Here is a 24,181-nt window from a genome sequence, read left to right as displayed (position 1 = left end):
GCGGATCGTCGTGCGCAGCGCCTGCGCCGCGTCGAGTGAAATCGCGTCGAGATCGGCGTCATTCTCCTTGCCCGCGCCGCCGGCCCCGGTTTCGAAGCCGACCTTGGCGATGCCGAGCGCGCGTGCGACGAGGCCCTGTTCGATGCTGACGTCCTGGATGCGGTCGAAGGGGATGGTGCGATGCTGGCGCGACAGGATGCCGCTCTCGATGACGATCTCGTCGTCGCCGACGAGGAAGCGGAAACGCAGCCATTTGAGCCAGGCGGCGATCAGCGAGAAGAGCAGGAACAGGAGCAGCGCGGGGATCGCATAGATCCATTTGCCCGCGATCCCGATCGCCGCGACGGCGGGCAGGAAATTCAGGCTGCGCGGCCCCAGCCTGACGATGGCGAGCGCCAGCGTCGCGGGGTGCAGCCGCTGCCAGTCGGGCTCGGGCGCGACGGCAACGGGTGGGGCGGTGGGCAGGGCGGCGGCGTCGCTCATGCGAAGTCGGTCTGGATATGGCGGCGGATCGTTTCGCGCATCGCGGCGGCGAGGTCGGCGGGCAGGCCGGGCAGGGTGACCGTGCTGTTGTGGGTGCCCGATGTGTGGACGATCAGGTGCGACAGGCCGAACCAGCGCTCGACCGGCCCCTGGCCGACGTCGATATGCTGGACGCGCACGAAGGGCACGATCGTGTCGGTGCGGAACAGCCAGCCGCGCGCGACGCGCAGCTGCCCCTCGCCGATCCGGTAGCCCCAGCGCTGCATCCGCCGCGCCGGGAAATTGACGATCATGATGATCGCGGCCAGCCAAGCCAGCCCGGTGATCAGCCCATAGGGTCCCCCGATGCTGCGGATCAGCAGCGCGTCGAACAGGCTGGCGCCGATCGCCAGCGGGATCAGGTTCAGCGCCGTCGTCGCGCGCAGGACATGGACATAGCGCGGATCGACCGGATCGAGCCCTTCGGCGGCGTTGAGCGCCTGCGGATCGAAGGGATCGGTCGGGTGAACGGTCTCGATGTCGGTCATGATCCTCCGTTAGAGCAGGGTGGCATTCAATTGAAATCCTCTGTGTGTCCCCGCGAAGGCGGGGACCCATCTCCGGCCGGTCCAAAATCGAGCCGTTCGGAGATGGGCCCCCGCCTTCGCGGGAGCACGGGCGGTGTTTTGCTCAAGGACTGGCGCTTCATGGTTCGACCACATTGAACCGCGGGTCGGCGGGCGGGTGCAGCGCGAACCAGCTCAGAAAGGCTTGCCTGTCGCCGTCGATCCGGATCGCCCCCGATTGCAGCAGCGCGGGGAATTGCGCCTGGCCCAGCATCACATCGTCCAATGTCCTGCGGTCGATGGTGACCGTCGCGGTCGGCGCGGGGTCGGTGACGCCATGGCGCGGGAACTCGACCCCGCCGCCGACCGAGACCGCCACCGCCTCCTTGCTGTCGGGCAGCACGAACTGGAAGGTGCCGGCGATGGCGCTCCCCTTCGCCGCATCGAAGCGCGTCGCGAGCGCATCGAAGAAGACCGCGGTCGGGATCGCGCTGACGAAGCTGCGGCTCTGCCCGTTGCCCGACGTCGCTTCGACCGCGGTGCCGCGCAGCGTCGCGGCGGCGGCGAGATAATAGTTGCGCCACGCGCCCGACTCGGCCTGATAGCCGAGCTGGTCATAGGCCGAGGCCAGCGCCGCCTTCGCCGCCTCGTTCCGCGGTTCGGCGAACACCAGCTTGTTCAGCAGCTCGGCCGCCCAGCGATACTCGCCCGCCGCGATCGCCGCCTTGCCCGCGCTCAGCAGCTTGTCCGCCCCGCCCGCCAGCGCGACATATCTGGGCGCCGACTGTTCGGGCGGGATCGGGTTGAAATGGGCGGGATTGCCGTCCCACCAGCCGAAATAGCGCTGATAGACCGCCTTCATGTCGTGGTTAAGCGTGCCGTAATAGCCGCGCGTCGAAAAATCGCGGCCCTGCACCGGCGCCTCGGGGGTCTGGTCTGCCAGCTCGTGCAGCGTCGCGCCGCGATTGGCGAGAAACAGCGTGCGGTCGTGGACATAGCGATAGGCATCGCGCTGGTTGGTCAGCAGCGCGCTGACCTCGCCCGCGCCCCAGGTCGGCCAGTGATGCGACGCCAGCGCGACCTCGGCCTTGCCGCCCCATTGGAGCAGCGCGGCGTCGATCACCTTCGACCAGCGCAGCGCGTCGCGCACCTGCGCCCCGCGCAGCGTCAGCACATTGTGCAGCGTGTGCGTCACCACCTCGGTTGTGTGTAAGGCCTTATATGCGGGGATGTAGAAGACGAACTCCGACGGCGCCTCGGTCCCGCCGGCGTCGAGAAATTCTAAGGCCAGCCCGTCGATCGTCAGCGTGCCGCCCTTTTCGCTCACCGTCTCGGTCGGCTCCATATAGCCGATGGTGCCGGTCGACAGCTTGGGCCCCAGCCCGGTATCGACCTGCCCCGCGGGTCCGGGCGGCAGGATCGACCCGAACATATAGACCGCGCGCCGCCCCATCGCGCCGCCCGCGAGGACATTTTCGGAGGTCGCCTCCTCCGAAAAGCCGTGCGGGGCGATGATGCGGATTTTCTCCTTCGCCACCTGTTCGGAGGTGACGATGCCGCCGACGCCGCCGAAATGGTCGCTGTGGCTGTGGCTGAAGATCACCGCCCTGATCGGCTTCTTGCCCTCCTTCGCCTCGACGGTGTCGGCGAAGAGTTTCCACCCCGCCGCCGCGGCTTCCTCGGACAGCAAAGGATCGACCACGATCCACCCGGTCTTGCCGCGGATGATCGTCATCACCGAGATGTCATAGCCGCGGATCTGCCAGATCTTGCCCGGCACCACCTCGAACAGCCCGTGCACCGCGTCGAGCCGCGCCTGCCGCCACAGCGACGGATTCACCGTATCGGGGCCATGCTCGGCGTCGAGAAAGGAATAGGGCCGCCGGTCCCACACTGTCTTGCTCGACCCCGTCCAATATGACCCCGCCCGGAATCTCGGCGAGCTTGCCGCGTGTCGCATTTTCCATGTCGCGCGGGTCGCCCAGCGGCAGGCGCATCGCGGTCCCCGCCTGCAAAATGCGCGTCGCTTCGCTCGCCGCATCCTGCGCGGCGGCGGTCAGCGGCAGGCTCGCGGCCAGCAGCATCGCGGTCAATCGGCGCATCGTCTGTCTCCCCCTGTTTTGGGGGCAGCTTGCGCGCCGCGCCGCGGCTTGGCAAGCATCGCGGCATGACCGACGCGCCGCACCTGCTGATCGCCTGGCACAGCCGCACCGGCGGCAGCGAAGCGCTTGCCCGTGCCGCCGCCGAGGGGGCGACGACGGCAAGGCTGGTCGCGGCGAACGATGTGACGCCCGCCGATCTGTTCGCGGCCGCATGGCTATCTCTTCGTCGGCCCCGAAAATCTCGCCGCGCTGTCGGGCGCGATGAAGGAGATGTTCGACCGCTGCTATTATCCGTGCCTCGGCTCGGCTCGAAGGCCGCCCCTATGCGACGATCGTCTGCGCGGGCTCGGACGGCGAGAACGCCCAGCGCCAGCTCGACCGCATCGCGACCGGCTGGCGGCTGAAACGCGTCGCCGATCCGTTGATCGTGAATACCGCCGCGCAGACGCCCGAGGCGATCCTGGCGCCCAAGACCATCGAGCCCGCCCGCCTCGCCGAAGCGCGCGCGCTGGGCGCGGCGCTCGCCGAAGGATTGGCTGCGGGGATATTCTGACCGGGCGTGTCGCATCGCCCGGCTGTATTATCACATCAATACAGCGACGCGAAGCCCTTCAATAGCGGCCTTCGGAATAGGCGATCCGCCGCTCGTCGATCTGCGCGATGCGCTGGCGCATCGTGTTCGCGACGCACGCTGCGTCGCCGCAGGCGTCGCGCACGCCGACGCGCCAGTTGCGCTGTTCGGCCTCGATGTCGCGCAGGCGGGGTCCCGCGACGCTGCGCCACTGGCGAAAGGCGCGCGCCATCTCGCGGTCGAGCGACGCCAGCTCGTCGTCTCCGCAGATGAATTTTTCCGCCTGCGTCGCGGCGCGGTCGCAGTTGAAGGTCGGGGCGAGCCGCGCGCGGATCGGTCCGGGTGCCCGGACGACCGGCGCCTCGGCAACCGGCAGGACGGGCGCCGTCGCGGCTGCCGGGGTTGCGGGCGCTTCGGCGGCCGGGCCCGCTTCGGCGCGTTTCGGCTCGTCGCCGCCGGACAGGAACAGCATCGCGGCGAGGATGGCGACCGCGGCCGCGAGCCCCGCCATCACCAGCGTGCGCACCTGGATGCTCATGCCGGCGCTTCGGCGGCCGCGCGGCGGCGGCGGCGGGGCAGCGGGCTGCGCGGGCGCGGCCTCGCCCGCGAGCAACGCTGCGTGCAGATTGTCGGCCGCGGCGTGCGCCGCCGGGGCGGCGGCGGGCGGCGGCGGCGCGGTGCCTGCCAGCTGTTGCGCCTTGGCGGCGATGCGCGCCATCGATTCGTCGCGCTTTTCCAGCCAGTCGATCCATTGCGCGCTGGCGAGATGATAGGCGAGGTCGTTGGGAACGATTTCTTCGAGCCGCAGAGGGATGATCGCCTTGTGCGCGCTGTCGGCCAGGATCAGCTCGCGCTTGACGTGCGGGCTCTTGTCGGACTGGCTGCAGAACAGCAGCAGGACGCCCGCGCCGTCGCGGATCGCCGCCATGATCGCCGAATCGAACGCCTCGCCGGGACCCACGTCGCGCGGCGCGATCCAGCAGTCGACGCCGTGGCGCGCCAGCGCCTTTTCGACGTGCAGCGCGACGTCGAACTTGCTCGAATGGTGGCTGACGAACAGCCGCGGACGTTTCGCTTCTTCCATCGCCCTATCCCCCTGTGCGGCGACGATGCCATAGCCGCGGCTGCGGTCAACCCATGCCGGGCGGCTATTTTCCCTTGGCGGCGCGCGGCGCCTTCAACGTCGCCGGGTCGGGGATGGCGGGCGACAGCGCCGCGATCACCGCGTCCGAATCGAGGAACAGCGACGCGGGCATCGCGGGGTCGGTGGGGTCGCCCAGGTGCCCCGGCGCGCGGCCTGCCGCCGCTATCGCCGCGATGCGCGGGTCATGGCAAGTTTTTTTGGGGTTCATACCCTGGACCAGGGAGCGGCCCTGTTCCCCGGCGAAAGCCGGGGTCCGGATGGGCAGCGCTATTCCTCCTGGACCCCGGCTTTCGCCGGGGAACACATACTTGCCGGAAAGGAATGGCGATGACGTCTTTTGCAAACCCGGGACGGGAATGGCCGGTTTCGGGCGGAAGCGGACGCAGGCTTATCGGCGGCACCGAAGGCGCGGTGCGCCGACGTGGGTGAGATTGATTTCGCACAAAGGCACAAAGGCACGAAGATGTCGTGCTTGCCGCGAAGCGGCGTTCCCTCTTCAACCTCGTCTAAGGATTGACGTCGATGATAAGGCGGCCTTTCGGCCGCGAACGGCCCTCTTCGTGCCTTTGTGCCTTTGTGCGAAACAAAATATCCGCCCCATCAGCCTCGAACAACGCTTGCTGAGCGCGTCGCCAAACGTCCGCCTCCCACCCCGAACCCGACAGGCCGCTTGAGTTTGCAGAGGACATAAGCGCCAAAGGAATAACCGACTTTTTTGCGCGCTCAGCCGACCCGGTGCTCGCCCTTCACCCAGCGCACCGTGCCCGATGAAGCGCGCATCACGACGGTCTCGGTGGTCAGCACACCGCCGCGGCGATGCTTGACCCCGCGCAGCAGCGACCCGTCGGTGACGCCGGTCGCGGCGAAGATCACGTCGCCCTTGGCCAGATCCTCGAGGTCATAAATGCGTTCGAGGTCGTCGATTCCCCATTTCTTCGCACGCAGCCGCTCGTCGTCGTTGCGGAACAGCAGGCGGCCCTTGAACTGGCCGCCGACGCAGCGCAGCGCCGCCGCGGCGAGCACGCCTTCGGGCGCGCCGCCCGACCCCATATAGATGTCGATATTGGTTTCGGGGTTGGTCGTCGCGATCACCCCCGCAACGTCGCCGTCGGGGATCAGCGCGACGCCGCAGCCGATCGCGCGCAGCTCGGCGATGATCGCCTCGTGGCGCGGGCGGTCGAGGACGCAGACGATGATGTCGGCGGGCGAACAGCCCTTTTCGCGCGCCACCGCCTCGACATTCTCGCGCACGCTGTTGTCGAAATTGACGATGTCGGGCGAATAGCCGGCGCCGACCGCCAGCTTGTCCATATAGACGTCGGGGGCGTTGAGCAGGCAGCCTTCCTCGGCGATCGCGAGCACCGCGAGCGCGTTGGGGCTCGGCCTTGGCGGTGATCGTGGTGCCCTCCAGCGGATCGACCGCGATGTCGATCTTCGGGCCCTTGCCCGGCGCGTTGCCGACCTTTTCGCCGATATAGAGCATCGGCGCCTCGTCGCGCTCGCCCTCGCCGATCACGATGGTGCCGTCCATATAGAGCGTGTTGAACGCGGTGCGCATCGCTTCGACCGCGGCGGCATCGGCGGCCTTTTCGTCGCCGCGCCCGATCAGCTTCGCGGCGGCGATCGCCGCGGCTTCGGTGACGCGCACCATTTCGAGCACGAGCACCCGGTCGAGGTTGCTGCCGGTCTTCGTCATGGTCTTCACTCTCCGTCTTTACTTGTTCCGCCCGGTCGGCATGGTGGGCGCCATATGGTCGGTTGTGGCGCTTGTCGAGAAACCATCGTGCGATTCGCCGCCGCTTTCGCCGTCGCCTGTGTCATCGCCGTGACGCCGGCGGGCGCGCAGGAGGACGGGCCCGCGCCGCCGGCTGCCCGTCTACGGGCCGCCCGCGCCCAAGCCCCCGCCCGATGCCGCAACCGCCGCCGCCAAGGCGAAGGAAATGGTCGACCCGATCAAGCGCTGCACGCCGAGCGACGACGGCGCGATCAACGTCTGCGGCTCCGACACCGACCGCCACCGCCTGTCGCCCGAACTGCGCGCGATCGCGGGCGTGGGCCGGTCGACGAAGACCGCGATTCCCGACGCGCCGAAGATCAATCCGACCCCGCTCGACAAGCTGCCGCACAACTGGATGTCGCTCGGCGGCCGGTATCCGCCGGGTCCCGAATATAATGCGCTCTACGAAATGGCGAAGCGCGCGACCGATCCCGATACCGGGGTTCCGCCGCCTCCCGAAGAGGCCGAACCTTAGGCAAAGACTTCGGCCGCCGCGACGCGCGGTGCGCTCGATCGATAGAAGCCGACGGGGATCAGTATCTGTCCCAGGAAATAGAGCGCGAACAGCAGCACCCAGCCGGCGCTCATCAGCATTTCGAGTCCGCCGCCGGGCGCATTCGTGATGATGACCGCGCCGTGCAGGCCGACCAGGACGAGCAACGGAATCGCGAATATAAAGCCGTAAAGGATGTAGAAGCCGAACAGGCGCCACTGTGCCGAGCGGGTCAGCCGCCACGATTCGACAAAGGCCGACACTGGCTCCAGCTTGCCGCGTCCGCCCATGATCGCGCCCGCCAGGCACAGCCGCGCATTGATCCAGCCGCCGACGAGCGACAGCAGAAAGCGATAGCCCTCCAGCGCGATCGGCGTCCCGCGGTCGCTCGACGCGAGCCACTCGGGCCCGAGGAGGAACAGGGGCAGTGTCGCGACCACCCCGATCAGGGTCATCAGCGCCAGATTGGCCAGCAGATAGGCGAAGCCCGCGACCATGCCGTACATCAGTTCGGAGATATAGCCCTCGCGCAGCTCGGCGAGGATCGCGTTCCACGCCGCCAGCATCGCGCCCGCGACGATCACCGCGACGATGCCGAGCAGATACAGCGGACAGGTGATCGAACCCCCGATGCGATTGGTGAAAGGGTCGGAGACGATCGCCATGACGTTGCGCAGGCTGAAGATCGGTTCGCTCGACAGGAACAGATAGGGCAGCAGTACGCCCAGCGCGGTATAGACCAGCAGAGCGCGCCAATGCTCGCCCGCCAGCATTCGCGCCGCGGCCAGCCCGCGCCTGATTTCGATGTCCATGGATACGCCCCCTGTTTCCCGCACCCTGGGTAACAGGGGAGGGGGCGATTGCAAGCGAGCTAGGCAAAAGGATCCTCGCTGCTTGCGGGGAGCGGCGCCTTTACAGTGCCAGTATCGGCATGTGCATCGGCGCGCCGACGACATGGTCCGACGCCGCCAGCGTCGCCAGCGCGGCGTGGATCGCGCGCGCCGGGCCTTCGTGCGTCACCAGCGCGATCACCACCGCGCCCGTCTCGTCGTCGGTGCCGCGCTGGATGAAGCTTTCGATCGACACGCCGGCATCGCGCATCGCCGTGGCGATCTCGGCGAGCACGCCGATGCGGTCCTCGACCACCAGCCGCACATAATGTTTGCCGACGCGCGCGCCGGCGTCGGCGGCGGGCGCCTCGTCGAGCGCGTCGACGGGCATCGCGAAGGCGGGGCCATATTCGTCGCGCGCGATGTCGATGATGTCGGCGACGATCGCCGATGCCGTCGGCCCCGCGCCCGCGCCCGCGCCCTCGAAGAACAGGCGGCCGACGAAATTGCCCTCGGCGACGACGGCGTTGAGCGAGCCCGGAACATAGGCGAGCGGATGGTCGGCGGGGACGAGGCACGGCTGGACATGCTGGTACAGCGCCCCATTGCCCTGGCCGCCGTCGCGCTCGGCCATGCCGATCAGGCGGACGCGGTGGCCCAGCGCCTCGGCCTCGCGGATGTCGGCGGCGATGATGTCGCGGATGCCGTTCACCGTCACCGCGCCGATATCGAGCTTCGTGCCGAAGCACAGCGCGGCGAGGATCGACAATTTATGCGCGGCGTCGATGCCGTCGACGTCGAAGGTCGGGTCGGCCTCGGCATAGCCTTCGGCCTGCGCCGCGGCGAGCGCTTCGGCGAAGCCCCAGCCATCGCGCTCCATGCGGGTCAGGATATAATTGCAGGTTCCGTTGAGGATGCCATAGACACGCGCGATCTCGTTGGCCGACGCGCCTTCGCGGATCGCCTTGATGACGGGGATGCCGCCCGCGACCGCGGCCTCGTATTTCAGCGGCGTATCGCGCTCCTCGGCGAGGCGGGCGAGGGCGAGGCCGTGGTGCGCGATCATCGCCTTGTTCGCGGTGACCAGTGCCTTGCCGCTGCCCAGCGCCTGCCGCGCCAGCGTCAGCGCCATGCCGTCGGCGCCGCCGATCATCTCGACGACGACATCGACGTCGCCGGCCGCGACGAGCGCGCCGAGGTCGTCCTCCCAGCGATAGGGCGACAGGTCGACGCCGCGGTCCTTGTGGCGGTCGCGCGCCGAGATCGCGACGATCGCGACCGGCCGGCCCGCGCGCCGCGCGATCAGCTCGCGGTTCGCCTGCAGCAACCTGACGACCCCGCCGCCGACGACGCCGAGCCCGGCAAGCGCGACGCGCAGCGGGGGGCGGGGGACGGCGGGGGCGGGCAAAGGCGACATGCGGACACTCCTGTGAAACTCGCCTGCGCCCCTATCGGCTTTTCGCGATGAAACAAGCGGCCTGTTTCCGCTCTGCGGAAACGCGCGGCACCGGCCCGCTCCCCACCCGGCCTCCCCGACGATAGTAACCTAGGGAGGCCGGGTGGGGGAGCGGGCCGGTGCCGCCTTCGCCGTCAGGCGAAGAAAATCAGCTTCCCACCGGCGGTTTGCGCGTGCGCGTGCAGTCGCCGAGCGCGCCGAGCACGACGCCATAGTCCGACGCCGCCTTGCGCCGGTCCTCGGGCGGGGTGCCGGCCAGCCTGTCGAGCGTCAGCTGTCGCGGCAGGCCGCAGGCGAGGCGGTACCAGGCGAGCGTATCGCGCGCCGGCACCGCCGCCGACCCGTCGACGATCTCGCCGAACGCCGCCGCCCAGCGCCGCGACCCGTCGGCGGCGGTCAGGATCGTCAGCGACATCGGCTCGCCCGTCGCGGTGTTGAAGAACAGCTGCGTCTCGCCCTCGCCGGGCAGCGACCCGGGGACGTGGAAGCCGTTGTCGAATCCGGTGATCGCGGGGGGCGCTCCGGGCTTGACCAGCTCGGTCAGGATCGCGCGCAGCCGCGCCTCGGTCGCCGGGTCCCACGGCAGCTGCGCGTCGGGGGCGACCAGCCGGACGCTGTTCGTGCTGTTCGTCCCCGCCGCCGCGCCCGCGACGGGACGGGCGAAGAGCAGGACCGGCTGTTTCTTTTTCAGCTTCACCGGCTTGCCGTTGGCGCCGAGCGGCAGGTCGACGAGATAGGTGATCCGCGCCGCGAGCGGTCCGGCGCCGCGAATCAGGCCGACGACATCGGCCTCGACATAGAATCGGCTGTGACCCGCGGCGAGGCCCGGCGCGCGCTCGGGCTTGAGCGCGGTGGCCGACGCGATGCGGGCGTGGATCGCCATCGGCGCCGCGGTGGCGAGGTCGGCGACGTCGGCATAGCTATAGGGGCTGGCGGGTGCCGCGGCGACGGGCTCCTGCATCGCGGAAACGCCGGAAATCCCGGCATTTAGGCCGATCAGCGCGGCGGCGGCGGCGGGGAGGAACTTGGGCATGGTCGGTCCACTTCTGTCTGTCTTTGACACCGGTAACGGCGGCGGCGTGCCATCTTGGTGCCCCCCACATTAACCCCTGATAAAGCGTTTGCGAATGTGCCGCCACCGCGATAGGACGGCGGCGAAGCGTCCGGCACAGAACATAACAGCCGGAAGCTGCCCGCCGGGTCTGCGGAACGCATCGGAAGTATCCGGGCATTTGGCAACTCCTCCCCGACGGTATGGATTGGTGTCAGGATGATCTAGCAAGGAGCGTCGTCCCTGAATGGCTTATGGTGATAATGTCGACCCTAAAAACAGGGTAGTGGCAATCGTCTTGGTCGGTCTGTTCACCGCTGTTCTGGGCTACGGCCTGGTCAACGGCCTGAACATCAGCATCGTCAAGAAGCTTGCCGAAAAATTGGATGTGGTGGACATCGAAGAGCCGCCGCCGCCGGAAGAGCCGCCGCCGCCGCCGCCGCCGGACAATGTCCTGCCGCCGCCGCCGCCGGTTGTCGTGCCGCCGTCGATCATCCCGCCGGTGGCCCCCACCAACGTGCTGACCAACACGACCGAAAAGGTCGTGGAGCGGAAGCTCGAGCCGATCCTGCCGGTCAAGAAGGAAGAGCCGGTCGTGGTCAAGCAGAACCTCAGCAAGGCCTGCGCGCCGAAGGGCAACCCCGGCCGCTGGGCGACCAACGACGACTATCCGGCCCGCGCCATGCGCGAAGAGCGCGAAGGCACGACCGGATTCCGCATCACCTGCGGCGCCGATGGCAAGGCCACGTCGTGCGACGTCACCTCGTCGAGCGGTCATGCCGACCTCGACGCCGAAACCTGCAAGCTCATCTTGCGGCGTGCGCGCGTCGTTCCCGGTCTCGACTCCGACGGCAACGTCAATGGTGGTACCTACAGCAGCCGTATCCGGTGGCAGATCCCGCGCTGACCGGCGCCGGGGTCGGTCTCCCGATCTTCAAGTTTTCACGATTTTCGACTTTGAGAGGGAATTTCCAGTATGTTTAATCTGATCGCAACTGCAGCTGCAGCCGCACCCGCGGAAGCCCATGACGTCGGCCTCACCCTGATGCCCGCCTCGATGTGCGTCAAAGAGGAAGGCACCAGCCCCTACGGCCTGCTGCCCGCCCTGTGCGAAGGCGGCGTCGTGTCGCAGCTCACCTTTCTCATCCTGCTGATCATGTTCGTCGGCACGCTGTACATCCTGTTCACCAAGCTGTTCGAGCAGAACAAGGTGATGAACCAGGGCAAGGCGGTCGATGCGAACTTCTGGCGCGCGCCGACGCTGGCCGACGGCGTCAGCAAGCTCGAAAAGAACAGCGCCTATCGTCAGGTCGTCGAAGACGGCCTGCGCGCCAACGAAGAGCATAACAAGCTGACCGATCCCGTCGAAGCCCACGACTGGATGCACGGCACGCTCGAACGGTCGCAGAACCACATCAACTCGAAGCTCAACGGCGGCCTCGCCTTCCTCGCGACCGTCGGTTCGACCGCGCCGTTCATCGGTCTGTTCGGTACCGTTATCGGTATTCTCCGCGCGCTGGTGAAGATCGGCGCATCGGGTCAGGCCTCGATCGACACCGTCGCCGGTCCGGTCGGTGAAGCGCTCATCATGACCGCCATCGGTCTGATCGTCGCGGTTCCGGCGGTGCTCGCCTTCAACTGGCTGCAGAGCCGCAACAAGGCGATCGCCCGCCGTCTGTCGACCTTCTCGAACGACGTTCTCGGCTCGATCATGTCGGGCGGCCAGGTCAAGCCGGCTGTGACCGCGCCCGCCAAGGCCGCTGCCCCGGCCGCGGCACCGAAGAAGGCCTGATCTTCGGACTCCGCCCCTTCGCGGGGGCGGAGCCGATGAGGGGACGGGCGGTCCCGCGGCAAGCGACGACCGCCCGGTCCATGACAGTAATTTTGTGACAGGATGCTAATCCTATGGCGATGAGTGTAGGCGACAAGGGCGAAGATGCCCCGATGTCCGACATCAACACGACCCCGCTCGTGGACATCATGCTTGTGTTGCTCATCATCTTCCTCATCACGGTTCCCGTGGTGCTGGAAACGGTGAACCTCAAGCTGCCCGACGTGGTTTTCGAGGTCACGACGACCAAGCCTGAAAACGTCTTGTTGTCGGTGCGGTCGGCCGATACCGACGGCGACGGCGCCCCCAATCCCGAAAGCACGGCGTGCGAAGTCTATTGGGGCCAGACCCCGGTCGATTCCAAGCAACTGCTGGAAAAGGGTCAGAAGAAGCTTGAGGATCTGCTCAAGGAAATCGGCGGCATCGAAAATGTCACCGAGGAGAATTTCCCCGAAGTGCATATCCGCGGCGACGTCAACACGCCGTACCAGTGCATCGGCGGGGTGATTTACACGATGCAGTTCGCCGGCTTCCAGAAGATCGGCTTCATCTCCGAACCTGCTCCCGGCTCGGGCACCATCGGCCGCCTGTAACGGCGGTCCGACCCAAGATACGAAGGAATAAACCATGGCCATGGCAGTTGGAGATCGGGACGACGACGAACCGATGATGGACATGAACACGACGCCGCTGATCGACGTCATGCTCGTGCTCCTCATCATGTTCATCATCACCATCCCGGTCCAGACCCACGCGGTGAAGATCGACCTTCCGGTGCCGACCGACGCCGAAAACAATGTCGATCCCGAAAAGAACAAGGTCTATATCGACCCGGCGGGCACGATCTTCTGGAACAACATCCCGGTCGACCTCGGGCAGCTGGAGCAGTATCTGCTCCAGACCAAGACGCTCCCGGTCGAACCCGAGCTGCAGGTCCAGCCCGATCCCTTCGCGCGTTATCTGGTCGTCGACCATGTGATGGCGGTGATCAAGCGCAGCGGCGTCGGCAAGCTCGGCTTCGTCGGCAACGAACAATATGCGCGCGTCTTCTGACCGCTGATCGCCCGCATATGACCAGGCAGGGGGCCGCGAAGCAATTCGCGGCCCTTTCCCTTTGGGCGATACGGGTTTCGGGCGGGGGTGGCCATTTGTCTCCCCTCCCGCAGGCGGGAGGGGTCGGGGGTGGGCAGCGACGTCGCGACGGCCCACCCCGCTGCGACTAGGGCGCAAGCGCCCAAGTCTCGCTGCCCCTCCCGCCTGCGGGAGGGGAGACCTGCCTATCACTCAAACCTTCGCTCTCCACCCCCAACCCGACCGCCATCCGCGCCGCGCGCGATTGATCGCTTTTCCTTTGGGGCCATTGGCCCTAAAGACGCGCCGCCCCAACAGCAAAGGTAGCATGCATGAAAATCGCCATGATCGGAACGGGCTATGTCGGCCTGGTTTCGGGTGCCTGTTTCTCCGATTTCGGTCATGATGTGGTGTGCGTCGACAAGGACGCGGGCAAGATCGACGCGCTGCACGCCGACCGCATGCCGATCTACGAACCCGGACTCGACGCGCTCGTCGCGGCGAACGTCGCCGCCGTACGGCTGTCCTTCACCACCGACCTCGCCCCCGCCGTCGCCGGCGCCGACGCGGTGTTCATCGCTGTCGGCACCCCCTCGCGCCGCGGCGACGGCCATGCCGACCTTTCCTATGTCTTCGGCGCCGCCGATGAACTCGCCGCCACCCTCGATCACGATTGCGTGATCGTCACCAAATCGACCGTGCCGGTCGGCACCGGCGACGAGGTCGAGCGCATCCTGCGCGAAGGCGCGCCGGGCCGCCGCCACAGCGTCGCCTCCAACCCCGAATTCCTGCGCGAAGGCGCCGCGATCGGCGATTTCAAGCGCCCCGACCGCATCGTCATCGGCGCCGAGGACGCGACGGGCGAGGCGGTGCTGCGCGAAATCTATCGCCCGCTCTTCCTCAACGAAGCGCCGATCCTGATCACCCGCCGCCGCACCGCGGAGATGATCAAATATGCCGCCAACGCCTTCCTCGCGACCAAGATCACCTTCATCAACGAGATCGCCGACCTGTGCGAGGCGGTCGGCGCCGAGGTGCAGGACGTCGCGCGCGGCATCGGGCTCGACAACCGCATCGGCGGCAAATTCCTCCACGCTGGCCCCGGCTATGGCGGCAGCTGTTTCCCCAAGGACACGCTGGCGCTGCTCAAGACCGCGCAGGACAATGACGTGCCGCTGCGCCTCGTCGAGGCGACGGTGCTCGCCAACGACCTGCGCAAGCGCGCGATGGGACGCAAGATCGTCACCGCGCTCGGCGGCCAGGCGCGCGGCAAGACCGTCGCGCTGCTCGGCCTCACCTTCAAGCCGAACACCGACGACATGCGCGATCTCGCCCAGCCTCGCGATCGTCCAGACGCTGATCGACGCCGGCGCGCGCGTCACCGCCTACGATCCCGAAGGCATGGCGATCGCCGCGCCGATGATGCCCGATGTCGAGATGAAGGACAGCGCCTATGCCGCCGCCGAGGGCGCCGACGCGGTCGCCATCGTCACCGAATGGGACGCTTTCCGCGCGCTCGATCTGGCGCGGCTCGGTGCCGGCATGACCGAAAAATTGCTCGTCGACCTGCGCAACATCTATCGCCGCGACGAGGTGGTGCGCCACGGCTTCCGCCACATCGCCATTGGAACCGCCGCCGAATAGGTGCATCGTCGCGGCGAACGGAACGAATCCAGCCATCGGACATTGCGAGTCCGATCCATTTTCCGGGGAGCAGAAAAATGACGACGCGTTCGACCATGGCCCGCAACCTCGCGATCGGCGCGCTGGCGCTGTCGGCGCTCGCGACCGGCGGCTGCGACATGCTGGGCAAGAAGAAGGACCCGGTCTCGAACCTGCCCGTTCCCGACGCCAGCGCGCCCCTGTTCGACGCGCGCGGCGCCGACCGCGGCCGCGTCGACATCTTCCGCGACAGCGACGGCCTGCGCCTCGAACTCGTCGCGCGCGGCTTTCCGGCCGGAACCTATGGCATGCATGTGCACGCCGTCGGCCAGTGCGATGCCCCCAAGTTCACGACCGCCGGTCCGCACTGGAACCCGACCAATGCCCAGCACGGCCGTGACAATCCGCTGGGCGCGCATCACGGCGACATGCCGAACCTGGTGATCGAACCCGATACGATCGGCCGCGCGACGCTGCGCATCGTCGGCACGCGGCTGACGGGGGAGGGCGGCCTGCTCGACGCCGACGGCGCCGCCTTCGTCATCCACGCCAAGCCGGACGACTACAAGACCGACCCCAGCGGCAACAGCGGCGACCGCATCGTCTGCGGCGTGATCGCGGCTCCGGCGGAGTAATATGACGTCGCCCCCGCGAAGGCGGGGGCCGCGATATGTCTATGCAGCAGCGATGGGCAAGGCGGCTAGAGCAGCGTGCGTTAAATATGAACCGTTTGCCCTGAGCTTGTCGAAGGGTCGTTCTTTCTATCAGCGTCGAAGAGAAGGGCAGTGCTTCGACAAGCTCAGCACGAACGGGTTTGGGTAATGATGCAGATTTAACGCACGCTGCTCTAGCGGCCCCCGCCTTCGCGGGGGCGACGGCTTGGTCAAACCCGCGCCCGCTCCTCGATCGTCGCCTCGGCCCTGGGCACGGCGCGATAGGCATGGATCAGCAGCGCGAGCGCGAGCGGCGCGACGCCGATCAGCGACAGGATGCCCGTGCGCAGGTCGCCGACGGGCTTGCCATCGACGATCGTGCCCGCCAGGTCCGAAATCTGCCCGGTCATATAGGGGCCGAAGGCGAGGCCGACCAAGGTCGTGCCCAGAAAGAAGGCGGCGGTGGCGGTGCCGCGCATGCGCGGCAGCACCAGGTCCTGTGTCGTCGCCGCCGCGGCGCCCAGCGCCGCCGCGCCGAACATCCCGGCAAGGAAATTCATGACATAGAAGAGCGTGCCGCTGTCGGTGGTATAGCCGATCCAGATCGGGACGATCGGGGCGACGACCCCGAACATGATGACCCAGATCCGGCCCGCCGGATTGCGCGCGCGCAGCGCGTCGGCAACGCGCCCGCCGATGATGACGCCCAGAAAGCCCGCCACCGCGCCGTTCGCGCCCAGCACGAACGCCAATTGCTGCTTGGGCAGCTGCAAGACCGTCTCGGCATAGGGGGCGGACCAGAATCCGAGCGCCCAGGCGACCAGCGACACCAGGCTGTAACCCAGCGTCGTGCAGATGAACAGCCGGCGTGCCCCAGATCAGCCGGAAGGTCGCCGGGTCGCGCGCCTTGAGCGTGCAGGCCCATGAAAAGACGGCATAATAGCCGAAGGCGATCGACGACCATTGCGCCAGGTTGCCGGTCAGCCCGATCATCAGCCACGCGGCGGCGGTGGCGAGCGCCGCGACCGCCAGGTTGATCGCGAGCGCCGCCGGGCCGCGTTCCCAGGCGCCGAGCAGGGTGAAGGGCGGGACAATGCTCTCCAGGTCGCGCAGGAAGCTACGGAACGGCGTGGGCGATACGGGGCTCGCGACTCCGTCCATCGCGCCGCGCGCGGGTTCGCGCAGCGTCGACACCCAGAGCGCGATCAGCAGGCCGGGGATGCCGACTGCCAGGAAGGCGCCCTGCCAGCCGACGAGGCCGAGCGGACCGCCGTTCGGCCAGGTCTCGTTCCAGACCTGCCCGATCTTGGCACCGATCAGCAGCGACACCCCACCGCCGATATACAGCCCCGACGAATAGATGGCGAGCGCGGTGGCGCGCTGACGCTTGGGGAAATAGTCCGAAATCAGCGAATAGGCGGTGGGGCTGGCGGTCGCTTCGCCGACGCCGACGCCCATGCGCGCCAGCGTCAGGGTCAACTGGGTCTGCGCGAAACCCGACAGCGCGGTCATCGTCGACCACAGGGTCAGCCCGATCGCGAGCAGCCTCTTGCGGCTCCAATTATCGGCCAGCCGTCCGAGCGGAATGCCGAACAGCGCGTAGAAGACGGCAAAGGCCGCGCCGCCCAGGAAACCCAGGTCGCCGTCGGTCAGTCCCAGGTCGGCCTTGATGTCGACCGCGAGGATGCTCAATATCTGCCGGTCGATGAAGTTCAGGATATAGACCACGACCAGCACGAACAGGACGTACCAGCTATAGCCGGTCGCGCGCGGCGCATTTTCCTTTTGTCCGGTGGCTTCGGCCATCTGGCAACCCTCTCCTCGACCCGTTATCGTTGGCCGCATGGCTAGCAGAGCCGGGCGAAGGCGCAAGTTGAAAGTCGGTTCAACTTTGGGCGGGGGAATGGCCGATATGCGCGATGACCGGAAAAATCCCCCCGCCATCCTCTTCCTCTGCCTCGGCAACATCTGCCGCTCGCCCCTAGCCGAGGGCGCCGCGCGCGCCGCCTTCGCCGCCGCGGGCATCGACGCTGTGTTCGACTCGGCCGGCACCGGCAACTGGCACCTCGGCCACCCGCCCGACCGGCGTGCCCTCGCGGAAGCGCGGCGGCGCGGGGTCGATATCTCGGACCTGCGCGCGCGCCAGCTCGCGCGCGCCGACTTCACCCGCTTCGACCTCATCCTCGCCGCCGATGCCGCGAATCTGCGCGAGGCGCGCGCGCTGGCGCCCGCCGATGCGACCGCGCGGCTCATGCTGATGCTCGACCTCGTTCCCGGGCGCGCCGGCGACAGCGTCACCGACCCCTATTATGGCGCCGAAGACGGTTTTGCGGAGACCTGGGACGATGTCAGCGCGGTCGCGGCGGCGCTGGTCGCCGACGCAGCCGGATCGAGCGGATAGCGCGCGACGGGGTGATAGCGCGACCCGCCATGCCCCATCTCGCTTTCGTAGAGCGTGACATGGCCGAAGACGAAGGCTTCGCTCGCCAGGTCGCTGTGCAGCGCCAGGAATGGCGCGACGGCCCCCGAGCCGCGATTGAGCCGCGCCATCGTGATATGCGGCACGAACGCGCGCGTCTCCGGCGCCACCCCGACGCGCGTCAGCAGCTGGTCGACCTTGCGGTGCAGCGCCGCGATCGCATCCTGCGGTTCGACCCCGGCCCAGATCATGTGCGGGCGGCCATGATGCTCGAACAGGTCGACCCCCGCGATCCGCGCGGTGATGGCGGGGGCGTGTAGCGCGCCGAGCGCCGCGGCGATATCCTCGGCGCGGTGCCGGTCGACCTCGCCGATGAAGCGCAACGTCAGGTGGAGCTGGTCGTCATCCTGCCAGCGCGCGCCCGATATGCCGTGCATCGCGGCGATCAGCGTGGCGCGGATCGGGCGCGGCGGACGCAGGGCGACGAACAGGCGGTGGGTCGACATGGTGGTCGCCAGCATAGTCCGTTCCGCGGCCGCCGGAACCCCAAACGGGGCTTCGTCCGGTTTCGCTTGAAAGCGCGGGCGAAAATCACGATATTGCGGGTTGTGGCCGGTATGGGCTTAGCCAAAGATGGAGTGAAAACAATGGCGAATTGGAACGACCCCCATATGGCGGCGTCCGGTTTTGGCGCCGGCACGAGTGCAGCGGACCAGGCCGTCGATGCCGGCCTGCGGTCGTACATGCTGTCGGTTTACAATTATATGGCGTCGGGCGTGCTGCTCACCGGCATCGTCGCCCTGCTGGCCTTTACATCGGGCGTGACGCTGTCGATGATCCAGAGCCCGCTGTGGTTCGTCGTCGCACTGTCGCCGCTGGCCTTCGTGCTGGTGCTCAGCTTCGGCATCAACAAGCTGTCGACCTTTGCGATGCAGGCGATCTTCTGGGCCTTTGCCACGGTGATGGGCCTGTCGATGTCGACGATCTTCCTGCGCTTCGGCATGGGGTCGATCGCGCAGACCTTCTTCGCGACCGCCGCGGCCTTCGCGGGGCTCAGCCTCTACGGCTATACGACCAAGAAGGATCTGTCGGGCTTCGGCACCTTCCTGATCATGGGTGTCATTGGCATCATCGTCGCCATGCTGCTCAATGTCTTCATCTTCCAGTCGCCGGCGATGATGCTGGCGATCAGCATCATCGGTGTGCTGCTGTTCGCGGGCCTGACCGCCTATGATACGCAGAAGATCAAGAGCATGTATTTCTACGTCCGCGGGTCGGACATGATGGGGAAGACCGTGATCATGGGGGCGCTGAACCTCTATCTCGACTTCGTCAACATGTTCACCTTCCTGCTCAACCTGCTGGGCAGCCGCGAATAGGCGGACGGACAAGCGAAACGGAAAGCCCGGCGAAGCGATTCGCCGGGCTTTTTGTTTGCGGGTGATGGGGGGATGGAATGATGCGGAGGTGGATGACGGCAGCGGCGATGTTGGTCGCGATGCCTGCGCCGAGCGGAAACCGCGCTGCGGCGTCCTGTGAGATCGGTTATTCTCCGGATCGAAACGAAATGAAGGAACTGGCGCGTTCCATCTTCGCGCAAGCCGATCGTGCGGAAATCGACAATCTGATCCAATGTTTTGCCGATCCCGACCCGCAGATACGCGATGACGCGGCCTTCACGCTCTGGGCGGAAGGGCTACGCGGCAAACATCTATCGCCTGAATTGATGCGCTATGCAGGGCAGCGTCTGTCGGGGGTTCTGGCGGCCCCCGACGATGTCGCCGGTTTCCAAAGGCCCTTTGCCGCGCTGGCCTTGTCCGAAATCGCGCGCGCCGACCGGATCGATGCCTTTCTGACCGATGCCGAACTGCATCGTCTCGCCGAAACCGGCGCCGCCTATCTGCGCGCCGTGACCGACTATCGCGGGTTCAGCGCAGGCGAAGGATGGCGGCATGGCGTCGCGCATGGCGCCGACCTGATGCTCCAGCTTTCGCTCAACCCGCGCCTCGCGCGCGCCGACGCCGAGCTGCTGCTCGGTGCGGTCGCGGCGCAGGTCGCGCCCGGGGCGCCGGTCTATTATGTCCACGGCGAGCCCGGACGGCTCGCGGCCCCGATCCTCTATCTCGCAAGGCGCGCCGACATCGACGATGCAGCGTGGGCGGCGTGGTTCCGGTCGCTGCATCCGAATGACACGGCGCGCTGGAAAGACCCCTATGCCAGCGACGCCGGCCTGTCGGCGGTGCATAACAGCACCGCTTTCGCCAACGTCGTCTATGTCAGCGCGTCCGAATCGCGGGATCCGCAGATCCGGCGGCTGGCGCCGTTCGCGGTCGAACTGCTCAAGGCGTTGCCCTAGAGCCTGATCGGCCTTGCTTGAAAAGCCCCGCGCTCCCGCCTTTGCGGGGACACGGCGGTGCTTGCTTCAAGGACGGACCCTAGGCCGGATTCGCCGCCTGCATCTCGGCAATCAGCGCATTGTCGATCGCCTTCGCGCGCTTGTAGCCGTCGCGCTCGCGCAGGCCGGCGGCATAGGCCTCGAACGCCGGGCGGCTCGGGATGGTGCCGAACTGCAGCCCCCAGTCGATCTGGCTGCCGACATAGACGTCGGCGGCCGTGAATGTATCGCCCGCGACAAAGGTCTTGCCCGCGACCGCGCTTTCGAGTGCGTCCAGCGTCTGGTCGAAGGTCCCGAACCCCGCCGAAACCTGCTGCGTGGCGTCGGGTTCGATGCCGAAATGTTTCGCGGTGATCGCGGCCTCGACCGGACCCGCGGCAAAGAACATCCAGCGATGATAGTCGGCGCGCGCCTCGGCATCGGGCGCCAGCCCGGCGTCGGGAAAGGCTTCGGCCAGATAGGCGCAGATCGCGGCGCATTCGGTCACCACCTTGCCGTCATGGACCACCGCCGGCACCTTGCCCATCGGGTTGATCGCCAGATAGCCGGGCTCCTTCATCGTCGTGCCATAGTCCAGGATCCGCGTCGCATAAGGCGCGCCGACCTCTTCGAGCATCCAGCGGACGATCTGCCCGCGCGACATCGGGTTGGTGTAGAAAATCAGCTCATCGGCCATGGGGCGTCTCCTTGGAGCTTGGCGAGTCGCATGGAACATATCAGGAACATCGTCGCGGCGCCAGCGGGCTTGTTTTGTCACCGTTCGCGGCTAAGGCAAGGGGATGAGCGACGAACGCATCTGGACCGCCGCCGTGCTGGTGATCGGCGATGAAATCCTGTCGGGCCGCACGCAGGACAAGAATGTCGCGCAGATCGCGACCTGGCTCGACGTGCAGGGGATTCGCCTGCGCGAAGTGCGGATCGTCCCCGATGTCGAGCAGGAGATCGTCGACGCGCTGAACGCGGTCCGCGCGCGCTACGACTATGTCTTCACCACCGGCGGCATCGGCCCGACGCACGACGACATCACGGTGGACGCCGTGGCGAAGGCGCTGGGAGTCGGGGTGATCGTCCACCCGCAAGCGCGCGCGATCCTCGAACGCTATTACACCGCGCGCGGCGGCGAACTGACCGAGGCGCGGCTGCGCATGGCGCGCACCCCCGACGGCGCCGAACTGATCCCCAACCGCATGTCGGGGGCGCCGGGCATCCGCATCGGCAATCTGTTCGTGATGGCGGGCGTGCCGCACATCACCGCAGGGATGCTCGACGCGCTGACCGGCGAGCTCGAGGGCGGCGCACCGCTCGTCGCGCATACGATCGGCGCCTGGGCGCCCGAAAGCGAGGTCGCCGACCTGCTCCGCCAGGGCGAAAAGGACCATGCGGGGGTCGCGATCGGCAGCTATCCCTTTTTCCGCGACGGCAAGGTCGGCGCCAATTTCGTCATCCGTTCGACCGATGCCGACAGCGTCGCGGCCTGTGTCGAACAAGTGACCGCAAGGCTCGAGGCAGCGGGCTATGCGGTGACCGACGGCGGCATCTGACCGGCCTCGCTCGTCCGCGTGGCGCGCGGCAGTCGGCGCAGCATCGCGATCGCCAGCAGCCCGAACAGCGCGGCGACGAGGAAGGCGGCGCCCGGGAAATGCACCGGCGCCCCGCGGCCGGTGAACCAGGCCATCGTGCCGATCAGCAGGCCGGGCGCGCCGATCTGGCCCAGCCCCATCGCCATCGCCGAGATGCCCTGCACCTCGCCCTGCGTCTCGGGGGTCGCGCGCCGCGACATCAGCGCCATCAGCGACGGCTGCACCGGCGCCTGCAGCGCGACCGGGATCAGCAGCAGGAAGGCGCCGAGCGTCGTGTCGACAAAGGCATAGCCGACATAGACCGCGACCGCGACGGCGATGCCGATCGTCGCCGCGTCGCGCTCGCCAAAGCGCTTGACCATCGGCCCGACGACCAGCGCCTGACCGAGCGCAATCGCCACCCCGACCGCGGCGAGGCTGGCACCGATCATCCTCGGCGACCAGCCGAGCTGCGCGATGCAGTAAAAGCTCCATGTCATCGGATAGACCAGGCTGGCGATCTGCCACAGCACCAGCACCGCCGCGACCCCGCCCATGCCGGGCAGGCCGCGCATCGTCTGCCATGCGCCGAGCGGATTGGCGCGGCGCCAGTCGAAGGCGCGGCGCCGTTCGGCCGCCAGCGTTTCGGGAAAGATGAAGAAGCCATAGAGCATGTTCGCCGCCGCGAGCGCGGCCGCCGCGACGAAGGGCGCGCGCGGGCCAATCTCGCCCAGGAATCCGCCGATCGCCGGCTCGACGATGAAACCGACGCCGAACGCCGCGCCGACGAAGCCGAAATTGCGGGCGCGCTCCTGCGGTGCGGTCACATCGGCGATTGCCGCCTGCGCCGCCGCAAAACTGCCGCCGAAAATGCCCGACAGCGCGCGGGCGATGAACAGCCAGGGCAGGGTGTGGACGATGGTCAGCAGCACATAGTCGGCGGTGAGCCCCGCGAGCGAGAGCAGCAGAACGCGCCGCCGCCCGAACCGGTCCGACAGATTGCCGAGCACGGGCGAGGCGACGAAGGTCGCGACCGCCATCACCTGTCCGATCGCGGTGGCGATGCCCATCGCGCTCGCCAGGTCGGTGCGGCCGATCTCCATCACCAGATCGGGCAGCACCGGCATGATGATGCCGAATCCGATCGCGTCGATGAAGATGGTCGCGACGATGAAGGGGATGGTACGCGAAGCGGTCACAAAACATCCTATGGCTGGCGGCGGGGAAGCACGGCTTGCCCTTTGGCGCGACTGCGCCTAGCGGCACCGATCCTCCCCTCGCGCGTTGGCGATAGATGAAACTCGAAATTTCCGCTTCCCTAAACTACCGGCTGCCCGAACCGGCCGACCTGATGCTCCAGATCGAGGCCGCCGACGGCCATGGCCAGCGCGTGCTCGACGCGTCGCTCGACCTCGGCAAGCCCGGTCATCTGGCGCGCGTGCCGACGCAGAGCGGGATTTGCGAACCGATCTGGCTGCGCGACGAAGGGCATCTGCGGGTCGCCTATCGCGCGAGCGTCGCGATCGACCGTCCCGCCGTCGATCTCGCCAGCCTCGCCGCGATGCCGCTGCACCGGCTGCTGGCCGAAGCGGTGCCCTATCTCAACGAATCGCGCTATTGCCCGTCGAACAAGTTTCACGCCTTTGTCGAGCGGCGCTTCGGCGAGGATGAGGGCGGGGCGAAGATCGCGCGCATGCGCGACTGGATCGAAAGCCGCTTTACCTACGTCGCGGGCAGCAGCGATGCGGAAACGAGCGCGCTCGACAGCTTCGTCGAGCGGCGCGGCGTGTGCCGCGACTATGCGCATGTGATGATCGCGCTTTCCCGCGCCGCGCATATCCCCGCGCGCATGGCCAGCGTCTATGCGCTCGGCGTCGAACCGCAGGATTTCCACGCGGTCGCCGAAGTCTATCTGGCGGGCGACTGGCATCCGGTCGACGCGACGGGCATGGCGCGCGGCGACGCGATGGCGCGCATCTGCGTCGGCCGCGACGCGGCGGACATCGCCTTCCTCACCGCCTATGGCGAGATCGAACTGGTCGGCCAGTCGGTGTCGGTGCGGGAGGGGTGACCAAGCCGGTCCGGCAAACAGCAGGGTCGCACCTACTGTATCGGTGGAGCGGTGAAGGGAATCAAAAA

General features: G+C 67.6%; 23 protein-coding genes and 5 pseudogenes. 14 read left to right on the top strand and 14 right to left on the bottom strand.

Features of this window, described 5'->3' with window-relative positions:
* Nucleotides 1-63 precede the first annotated feature (63 nt).
* The 4 genes and pseudogenes from N0A20_RS16305 to N0A20_RS16290 all read right to left on the bottom strand — a co-directional run.
* A pseudogene (locus N0A20_RS16305) lies at nucleotides 64-483 on the bottom strand (PH domain-containing protein); the annotation flags it as partial.
* Complete coding sequence (locus N0A20_RS16300; RefSeq protein ID WP_260581372.1) at nucleotides 480-1,010, bottom strand: PH domain-containing protein; 531 nt, start codon at nucleotides 1,008-1,010, stop codon at nucleotides 480-482. The pseudogene N0A20_RS16305 and the gene N0A20_RS16300, both read right to left, overlap by 4 nt.
* Nucleotides 1,011-1,167: 157 nt before the next feature.
* A complete protein-coding gene (locus N0A20_RS16295; protein WP_260581371.1) occupies nucleotides 1,168-2,868 on the bottom strand; it encodes an alkyl/aryl-sulfatase in 1,701 nt (566 codons plus the stop codon).
* The gene (locus N0A20_RS16290; protein WP_260581370.1) at nucleotides 2,774-3,130 is read right to left on the bottom strand and encodes a hypothetical protein; all 357 of its coding nucleotides are present in this window, start codon (nucleotides 3,128-3,130) and stop codon (nucleotides 2,774-2,776) included. Before N0A20_RS16290 ends, N0A20_RS16295 begins: the two co-directional genes overlap by 95 nt.
* Nucleotides 3,131-3,195: 65 nt before the next feature.
* Here N0A20_RS16290 and N0A20_RS16285 point away from each other — a divergent pair.
* Nucleotides 3,196-3,683: pseudogene (locus N0A20_RS16285) on the top strand (flavodoxin family protein).
* A 58-nt stretch (nucleotides 3,684-3,741) separates the two neighbouring features.
* On the opposite strand, the gene N0A20_RS16280 reads toward N0A20_RS16285, so the two are convergent.
* From N0A20_RS16280 to glpX, 3 genes and pseudogenes are all read right to left on the bottom strand, one after another.
* The gene (locus N0A20_RS16280; RefSeq protein ID WP_260581369.1) at nucleotides 3,742-4,785 is read right to left on the bottom strand and encodes a TIR domain-containing protein; all 1,044 of its coding nucleotides are present in this window, start codon (nucleotides 4,783-4,785) and stop codon (nucleotides 3,742-3,744) included.
* A gap of 64 nt (nucleotides 4,786-4,849) precedes the next feature.
* The gene (locus N0A20_RS16275; RefSeq protein ID WP_260581368.1) at nucleotides 4,850-5,053 is read right to left on the bottom strand and encodes a hypothetical protein; all 204 of its coding nucleotides are present in this window, start codon (nucleotides 5,051-5,053) and stop codon (nucleotides 4,850-4,852) included.
* 515 nt (nucleotides 5,054-5,568) lie between these two features.
* Nucleotides 5,569-6,496: pseudogene (glpX, locus tag N0A20_RS16270) on the bottom strand (class II fructose-bisphosphatase).
* Between glpX and N0A20_RS16265 the strand changes: the two are divergent.
* Together N0A20_RS16265 and N0A20_RS16260 are read left to right on the top strand one after the other, a co-directional pair.
* The gene (locus tag N0A20_RS16265) at nucleotides 6,387-6,674 is read left to right on the top strand and encodes a hypothetical protein (RefSeq protein WP_260583989.1); all 288 of its coding nucleotides are present in this window, start codon (nucleotides 6,387-6,389) and stop codon (nucleotides 6,672-6,674) included. The pseudogene glpX and the gene N0A20_RS16265 sit on opposite strands and share 110 nt — an antisense overlap.
* A 111-nt stretch (nucleotides 6,675-6,785) precedes the next feature.
* A complete protein-coding gene (locus N0A20_RS16260) occupies nucleotides 6,786-7,097 on the top strand; it encodes a hypothetical protein (protein WP_260581367.1) in 312 nt (103 codons plus the stop codon).
* Here N0A20_RS16260 and N0A20_RS16255 read toward each other — a convergent pair.
* The 3 genes from N0A20_RS16255 to N0A20_RS16245 form a co-directional block, all read right to left on the bottom strand.
* Complete coding sequence (locus tag N0A20_RS16255) at nucleotides 7,094-7,927, bottom strand: hypothetical protein (protein WP_260581366.1); 834 nt, start codon at nucleotides 7,925-7,927, stop codon at nucleotides 7,094-7,096. The two genes, N0A20_RS16260 and N0A20_RS16255, sit on opposite strands and share 4 nt — an antisense overlap.
* A 100-nt stretch (nucleotides 7,928-8,027) precedes the next feature.
* Nucleotides 8,028-9,362 carry a homoserine dehydrogenase gene (locus tag N0A20_RS16250; protein WP_260581365.1) on the bottom strand — a complete coding sequence of 445 codons (1,335 nt, stop codon included), beginning with the start codon at nucleotides 9,360-9,362 and terminating at the stop codon, nucleotides 8,028-8,030.
* 187 nt (nucleotides 9,363-9,549) lie between these two features.
* Nucleotides 9,550-10,434, bottom strand: a complete 885-nt coding sequence (locus N0A20_RS16245; RefSeq protein WP_260581364.1) for a hypothetical protein — start codon at nucleotides 10,432-10,434, stop codon at nucleotides 9,550-9,552.
* Nucleotides 10,435-10,750: 316 nt separating this feature from the next.
* On the opposite strand from N0A20_RS16245, the gene N0A20_RS16240 reads away from it, so the two are divergent.
* From N0A20_RS16240 to N0A20_RS16215, 6 genes and pseudogenes are all read left to right on the top strand, one after another.
* Nucleotides 10,751-11,359 carry an energy transducer TonB gene (locus tag N0A20_RS16240; RefSeq protein ID WP_260581363.1) on the top strand — a complete coding sequence of 203 codons (609 nt, stop codon included), beginning with the start codon at nucleotides 10,751-10,753 and terminating at the stop codon, nucleotides 11,357-11,359.
* 69 nt (nucleotides 11,360-11,428) lie between these two features.
* Nucleotides 11,429-12,244: a MotA/TolQ/ExbB proton channel family protein gene (locus N0A20_RS16235; protein ID WP_260581362.1), complete on the top strand. Its 816-nt coding sequence runs from the start codon at nucleotides 11,429-11,431 to the stop codon at nucleotides 12,242-12,244.
* A gap of 113 nt (nucleotides 12,245-12,357) precedes the next feature.
* Nucleotides 12,358-12,876, top strand: a complete 519-nt coding sequence (locus N0A20_RS16230; RefSeq protein WP_260581360.1) for an ExbD/TolR family protein — start codon at nucleotides 12,358-12,360, stop codon at nucleotides 12,874-12,876.
* 34 nt (nucleotides 12,877-12,910) lie between these two features.
* Nucleotides 12,911-13,336 carry an ExbD/TolR family protein gene (locus tag N0A20_RS16225; protein ID WP_260581359.1) on the top strand — a complete coding sequence of 142 codons (426 nt, stop codon included), beginning with the start codon at nucleotides 12,911-12,913 and terminating at the stop codon, nucleotides 13,334-13,336.
* A gap of 350 nt (nucleotides 13,337-13,686) precedes the next feature.
* A pseudogene (locus tag N0A20_RS16220) lies at nucleotides 13,687-14,998 on the top strand (UDP-glucose dehydrogenase family protein).
* Nucleotides 14,999-15,075: 77 nt separating this feature from the next.
* Nucleotides 15,076-15,651 carry a superoxide dismutase family protein gene (locus N0A20_RS16215; RefSeq protein WP_312846558.1) on the top strand — a complete coding sequence of 192 codons (576 nt, stop codon included), beginning with the start codon at nucleotides 15,076-15,078 and terminating at the stop codon, nucleotides 15,649-15,651.
* A 248-nt stretch (nucleotides 15,652-15,899) separates the two neighbouring features.
* Here N0A20_RS16215 and N0A20_RS16210 read toward each other — a convergent pair.
* Nucleotides 15,900-17,475 (bottom strand): annotated as a pseudogene (locus N0A20_RS16210) (spinster family MFS transporter).
* A 106-nt stretch (nucleotides 17,476-17,581) separates the two neighbouring features.
* On the opposite strand from N0A20_RS16210, the gene N0A20_RS16205 reads away from it, so the two are divergent.
* On the top strand, nucleotides 17,582-18,070 hold the full coding sequence (locus N0A20_RS16205; protein ID WP_260583935.1) for a low molecular weight protein-tyrosine-phosphatase: 489 nt from the start codon (nucleotides 17,582-17,584) through the stop codon (nucleotides 18,068-18,070).
* Here N0A20_RS16205 and thpR read toward each other — a convergent pair.
* Entirely contained in the window at nucleotides 17,977-18,609 is a 633-nt protein-coding gene (thpR, locus tag N0A20_RS16200) for an RNA 2',3'-cyclic phosphodiesterase (RefSeq protein ID WP_260581358.1), read from the bottom strand. The genes N0A20_RS16205 and thpR overlap by 94 nt on opposite strands.
* A gap of 126 nt (nucleotides 18,610-18,735) precedes the next feature.
* Between thpR and N0A20_RS16195 the strand changes: the two genes are divergently transcribed.
* Complete coding sequence (locus tag N0A20_RS16195) at nucleotides 18,736-19,467, top strand: Bax inhibitor-1/YccA family protein (protein WP_260581357.1); 732 nt, start codon at nucleotides 18,736-18,738, stop codon at nucleotides 19,465-19,467.
* A gap of 188 nt (nucleotides 19,468-19,655) precedes the next feature.
* The gene (locus N0A20_RS16190) at nucleotides 19,656-20,444 is read left to right on the top strand and encodes a DUF2785 domain-containing protein (RefSeq protein WP_260581356.1); all 789 of its coding nucleotides are present in this window, start codon (nucleotides 19,656-19,658) and stop codon (nucleotides 20,442-20,444) included.
* A 79-nt stretch (nucleotides 20,445-20,523) separates the two neighbouring features.
* On the opposite strand, the gene N0A20_RS16185 is transcribed toward N0A20_RS16190, so the two are convergent.
* On the bottom strand, nucleotides 20,524-21,159 hold the full coding sequence (locus N0A20_RS16185) for a glutathione S-transferase family protein (RefSeq protein ID WP_260581355.1): 636 nt from the start codon (nucleotides 21,157-21,159) through the stop codon (nucleotides 20,524-20,526).
* A gap of 103 nt (nucleotides 21,160-21,262) precedes the next feature.
* Here N0A20_RS16185 and N0A20_RS16180 point away from each other — a divergent pair, with 103 nt between their 5' ends.
* Complete coding sequence (locus tag N0A20_RS16180; protein WP_260581353.1) at nucleotides 21,263-22,024, top strand: competence/damage-inducible protein A; 762 nt, start codon at nucleotides 21,263-21,265, stop codon at nucleotides 22,022-22,024.
* Here the strand turns inward: N0A20_RS16180 and N0A20_RS16175 are convergent.
* Nucleotides 21,997-23,241 carry an MFS transporter gene (locus N0A20_RS16175; protein ID WP_260581352.1) on the bottom strand — a complete coding sequence of 415 codons (1,245 nt, stop codon included), beginning with the start codon at nucleotides 23,239-23,241 and terminating at the stop codon, nucleotides 21,997-21,999. The genes N0A20_RS16180 and N0A20_RS16175 overlap by 28 nt on opposite strands.
* Before the next feature lie 95 nt (nucleotides 23,242-23,336).
* Between N0A20_RS16175 and N0A20_RS16170 the strand changes: the two genes are divergently transcribed.
* Complete coding sequence (locus N0A20_RS16170) at nucleotides 23,337-24,113, top strand: transglutaminase-like domain-containing protein (RefSeq protein ID WP_260581351.1); 777 nt, start codon at nucleotides 23,337-23,339, stop codon at nucleotides 24,111-24,113.
* Nucleotides 24,114-24,181 lie beyond the last annotated feature (68 nt).

This window comes from Sphingopyxis sp. PET50 (assembly GCF_025244705.1).
GTDB lineage: Bacteria > Pseudomonadota > Alphaproteobacteria > Sphingomonadales > Sphingomonadaceae > Sphingopyxis.
Note: the sequence above shows the minus strand (reverse complement) of the source record. Positions and strands in the feature narration are given on the sequence as shown.

What these genes read in the sequence shown, in the direction of transcription:
- N0A20_RS16225 (WP_260581359.1), top strand. Translation starts at nt 12,911, where the DNA reads ATGGCCATGGCAGTTGGAGATCGGGACGACGACGAACCGATGATGGAC.
- N0A20_RS16260 (WP_260581367.1), top strand. Translation starts at nt 6,786, where the DNA reads ATGGTCGACCCGATCAAGCGCTGCACGCCGAGCGACGACGGCGCGATC.
- N0A20_RS16245 (WP_260581364.1), bottom strand. Translation starts at nt 10,434, where the DNA reads ATGCCCAAGTTCCTCCCCGCCGCCGCCGCCGCGCTGATCGGCCTAAAT.
- N0A20_RS16185 (WP_260581355.1), bottom strand. Translation starts at nt 21,159, where the DNA reads ATGGCCGATGAGCTGATTTTCTACACCAACCCGATGTCGCGCGGGCAG.
- N0A20_RS16215 (WP_312846558.1), top strand. Translation starts at nt 15,076, where the DNA reads ATGACGACGCGTTCGACCATGGCCCGCAACCTCGCGATCGGCGCGCTG.
- thpR (WP_260581358.1), bottom strand. Translation starts at nt 18,609, where the DNA reads ATGCTGGCGACCACCATGTCGACCCACCGCCTGTTCGTCGCCCTGCGT.
- N0A20_RS16195 (WP_260581357.1), top strand. Translation starts at nt 18,736, where the DNA reads ATGGCGAATTGGAACGACCCCCATATGGCGGCGTCCGGTTTTGGCGCC.
- N0A20_RS16300 (WP_260581372.1), bottom strand. Translation starts at nt 1,010, where the DNA reads ATGACCGACATCGAGACCGTTCACCCGACCGATCCCTTCGATCCGCAG.
- N0A20_RS16230 (WP_260581360.1), top strand. Translation starts at nt 12,358, where the DNA reads ATGGCGATGAGTGTAGGCGACAAGGGCGAAGATGCCCCGATGTCCGAC.
- N0A20_RS16280 (WP_260581369.1), bottom strand. Translation starts at nt 4,785, where the DNA reads ATGGAAGAAGCGAAACGTCCGCGGCTGTTCGTCAGCCACCATTCGAGC.
- N0A20_RS16250 (WP_260581365.1), bottom strand. Translation starts at nt 9,362, where the DNA reads ATGTCGCCTTTGCCCGCCCCCGCCGTCCCCCGCCCCCCGCTGCGCGTC.
- N0A20_RS16255 (WP_260581366.1), bottom strand. Translation starts at nt 7,927, where the DNA reads ATGGACATCGAAATCAGGCGCGGGCTGGCCGCGGCGCGAATGCTGGCG.
- N0A20_RS16190 (WP_260581356.1), top strand. Translation starts at nt 19,656, where the DNA reads ATGAAGGAACTGGCGCGTTCCATCTTCGCGCAAGCCGATCGTGCGGAA.
- N0A20_RS16205 (WP_260583935.1), top strand. Translation starts at nt 17,582, where the DNA reads ATGCGCGATGACCGGAAAAATCCCCCCGCCATCCTCTTCCTCTGCCTC.
- N0A20_RS16290 (WP_260581370.1), bottom strand. Translation starts at nt 3,130, where the DNA reads ATGCGCCGATTGACCGCGATGCTGCTGGCCGCGAGCCTGCCGCTGACC.
- N0A20_RS16235 (WP_260581362.1), top strand. Translation starts at nt 11,429, where the DNA reads ATGTTTAATCTGATCGCAACTGCAGCTGCAGCCGCACCCGCGGAAGCC.
- N0A20_RS16180 (WP_260581353.1), top strand. Translation starts at nt 21,263, where the DNA reads ATGAGCGACGAACGCATCTGGACCGCCGCCGTGCTGGTGATCGGCGAT.
- N0A20_RS16275 (WP_260581368.1), bottom strand. Translation starts at nt 5,053, where the DNA reads ATGAACCCCAAAAAAACTTGCCATGACCCGCGCATCGCGGCGATAGCG.
- N0A20_RS16170 (WP_260581351.1), top strand. Translation starts at nt 23,337, where the DNA reads ATGAAACTCGAAATTTCCGCTTCCCTAAACTACCGGCTGCCCGAACCG.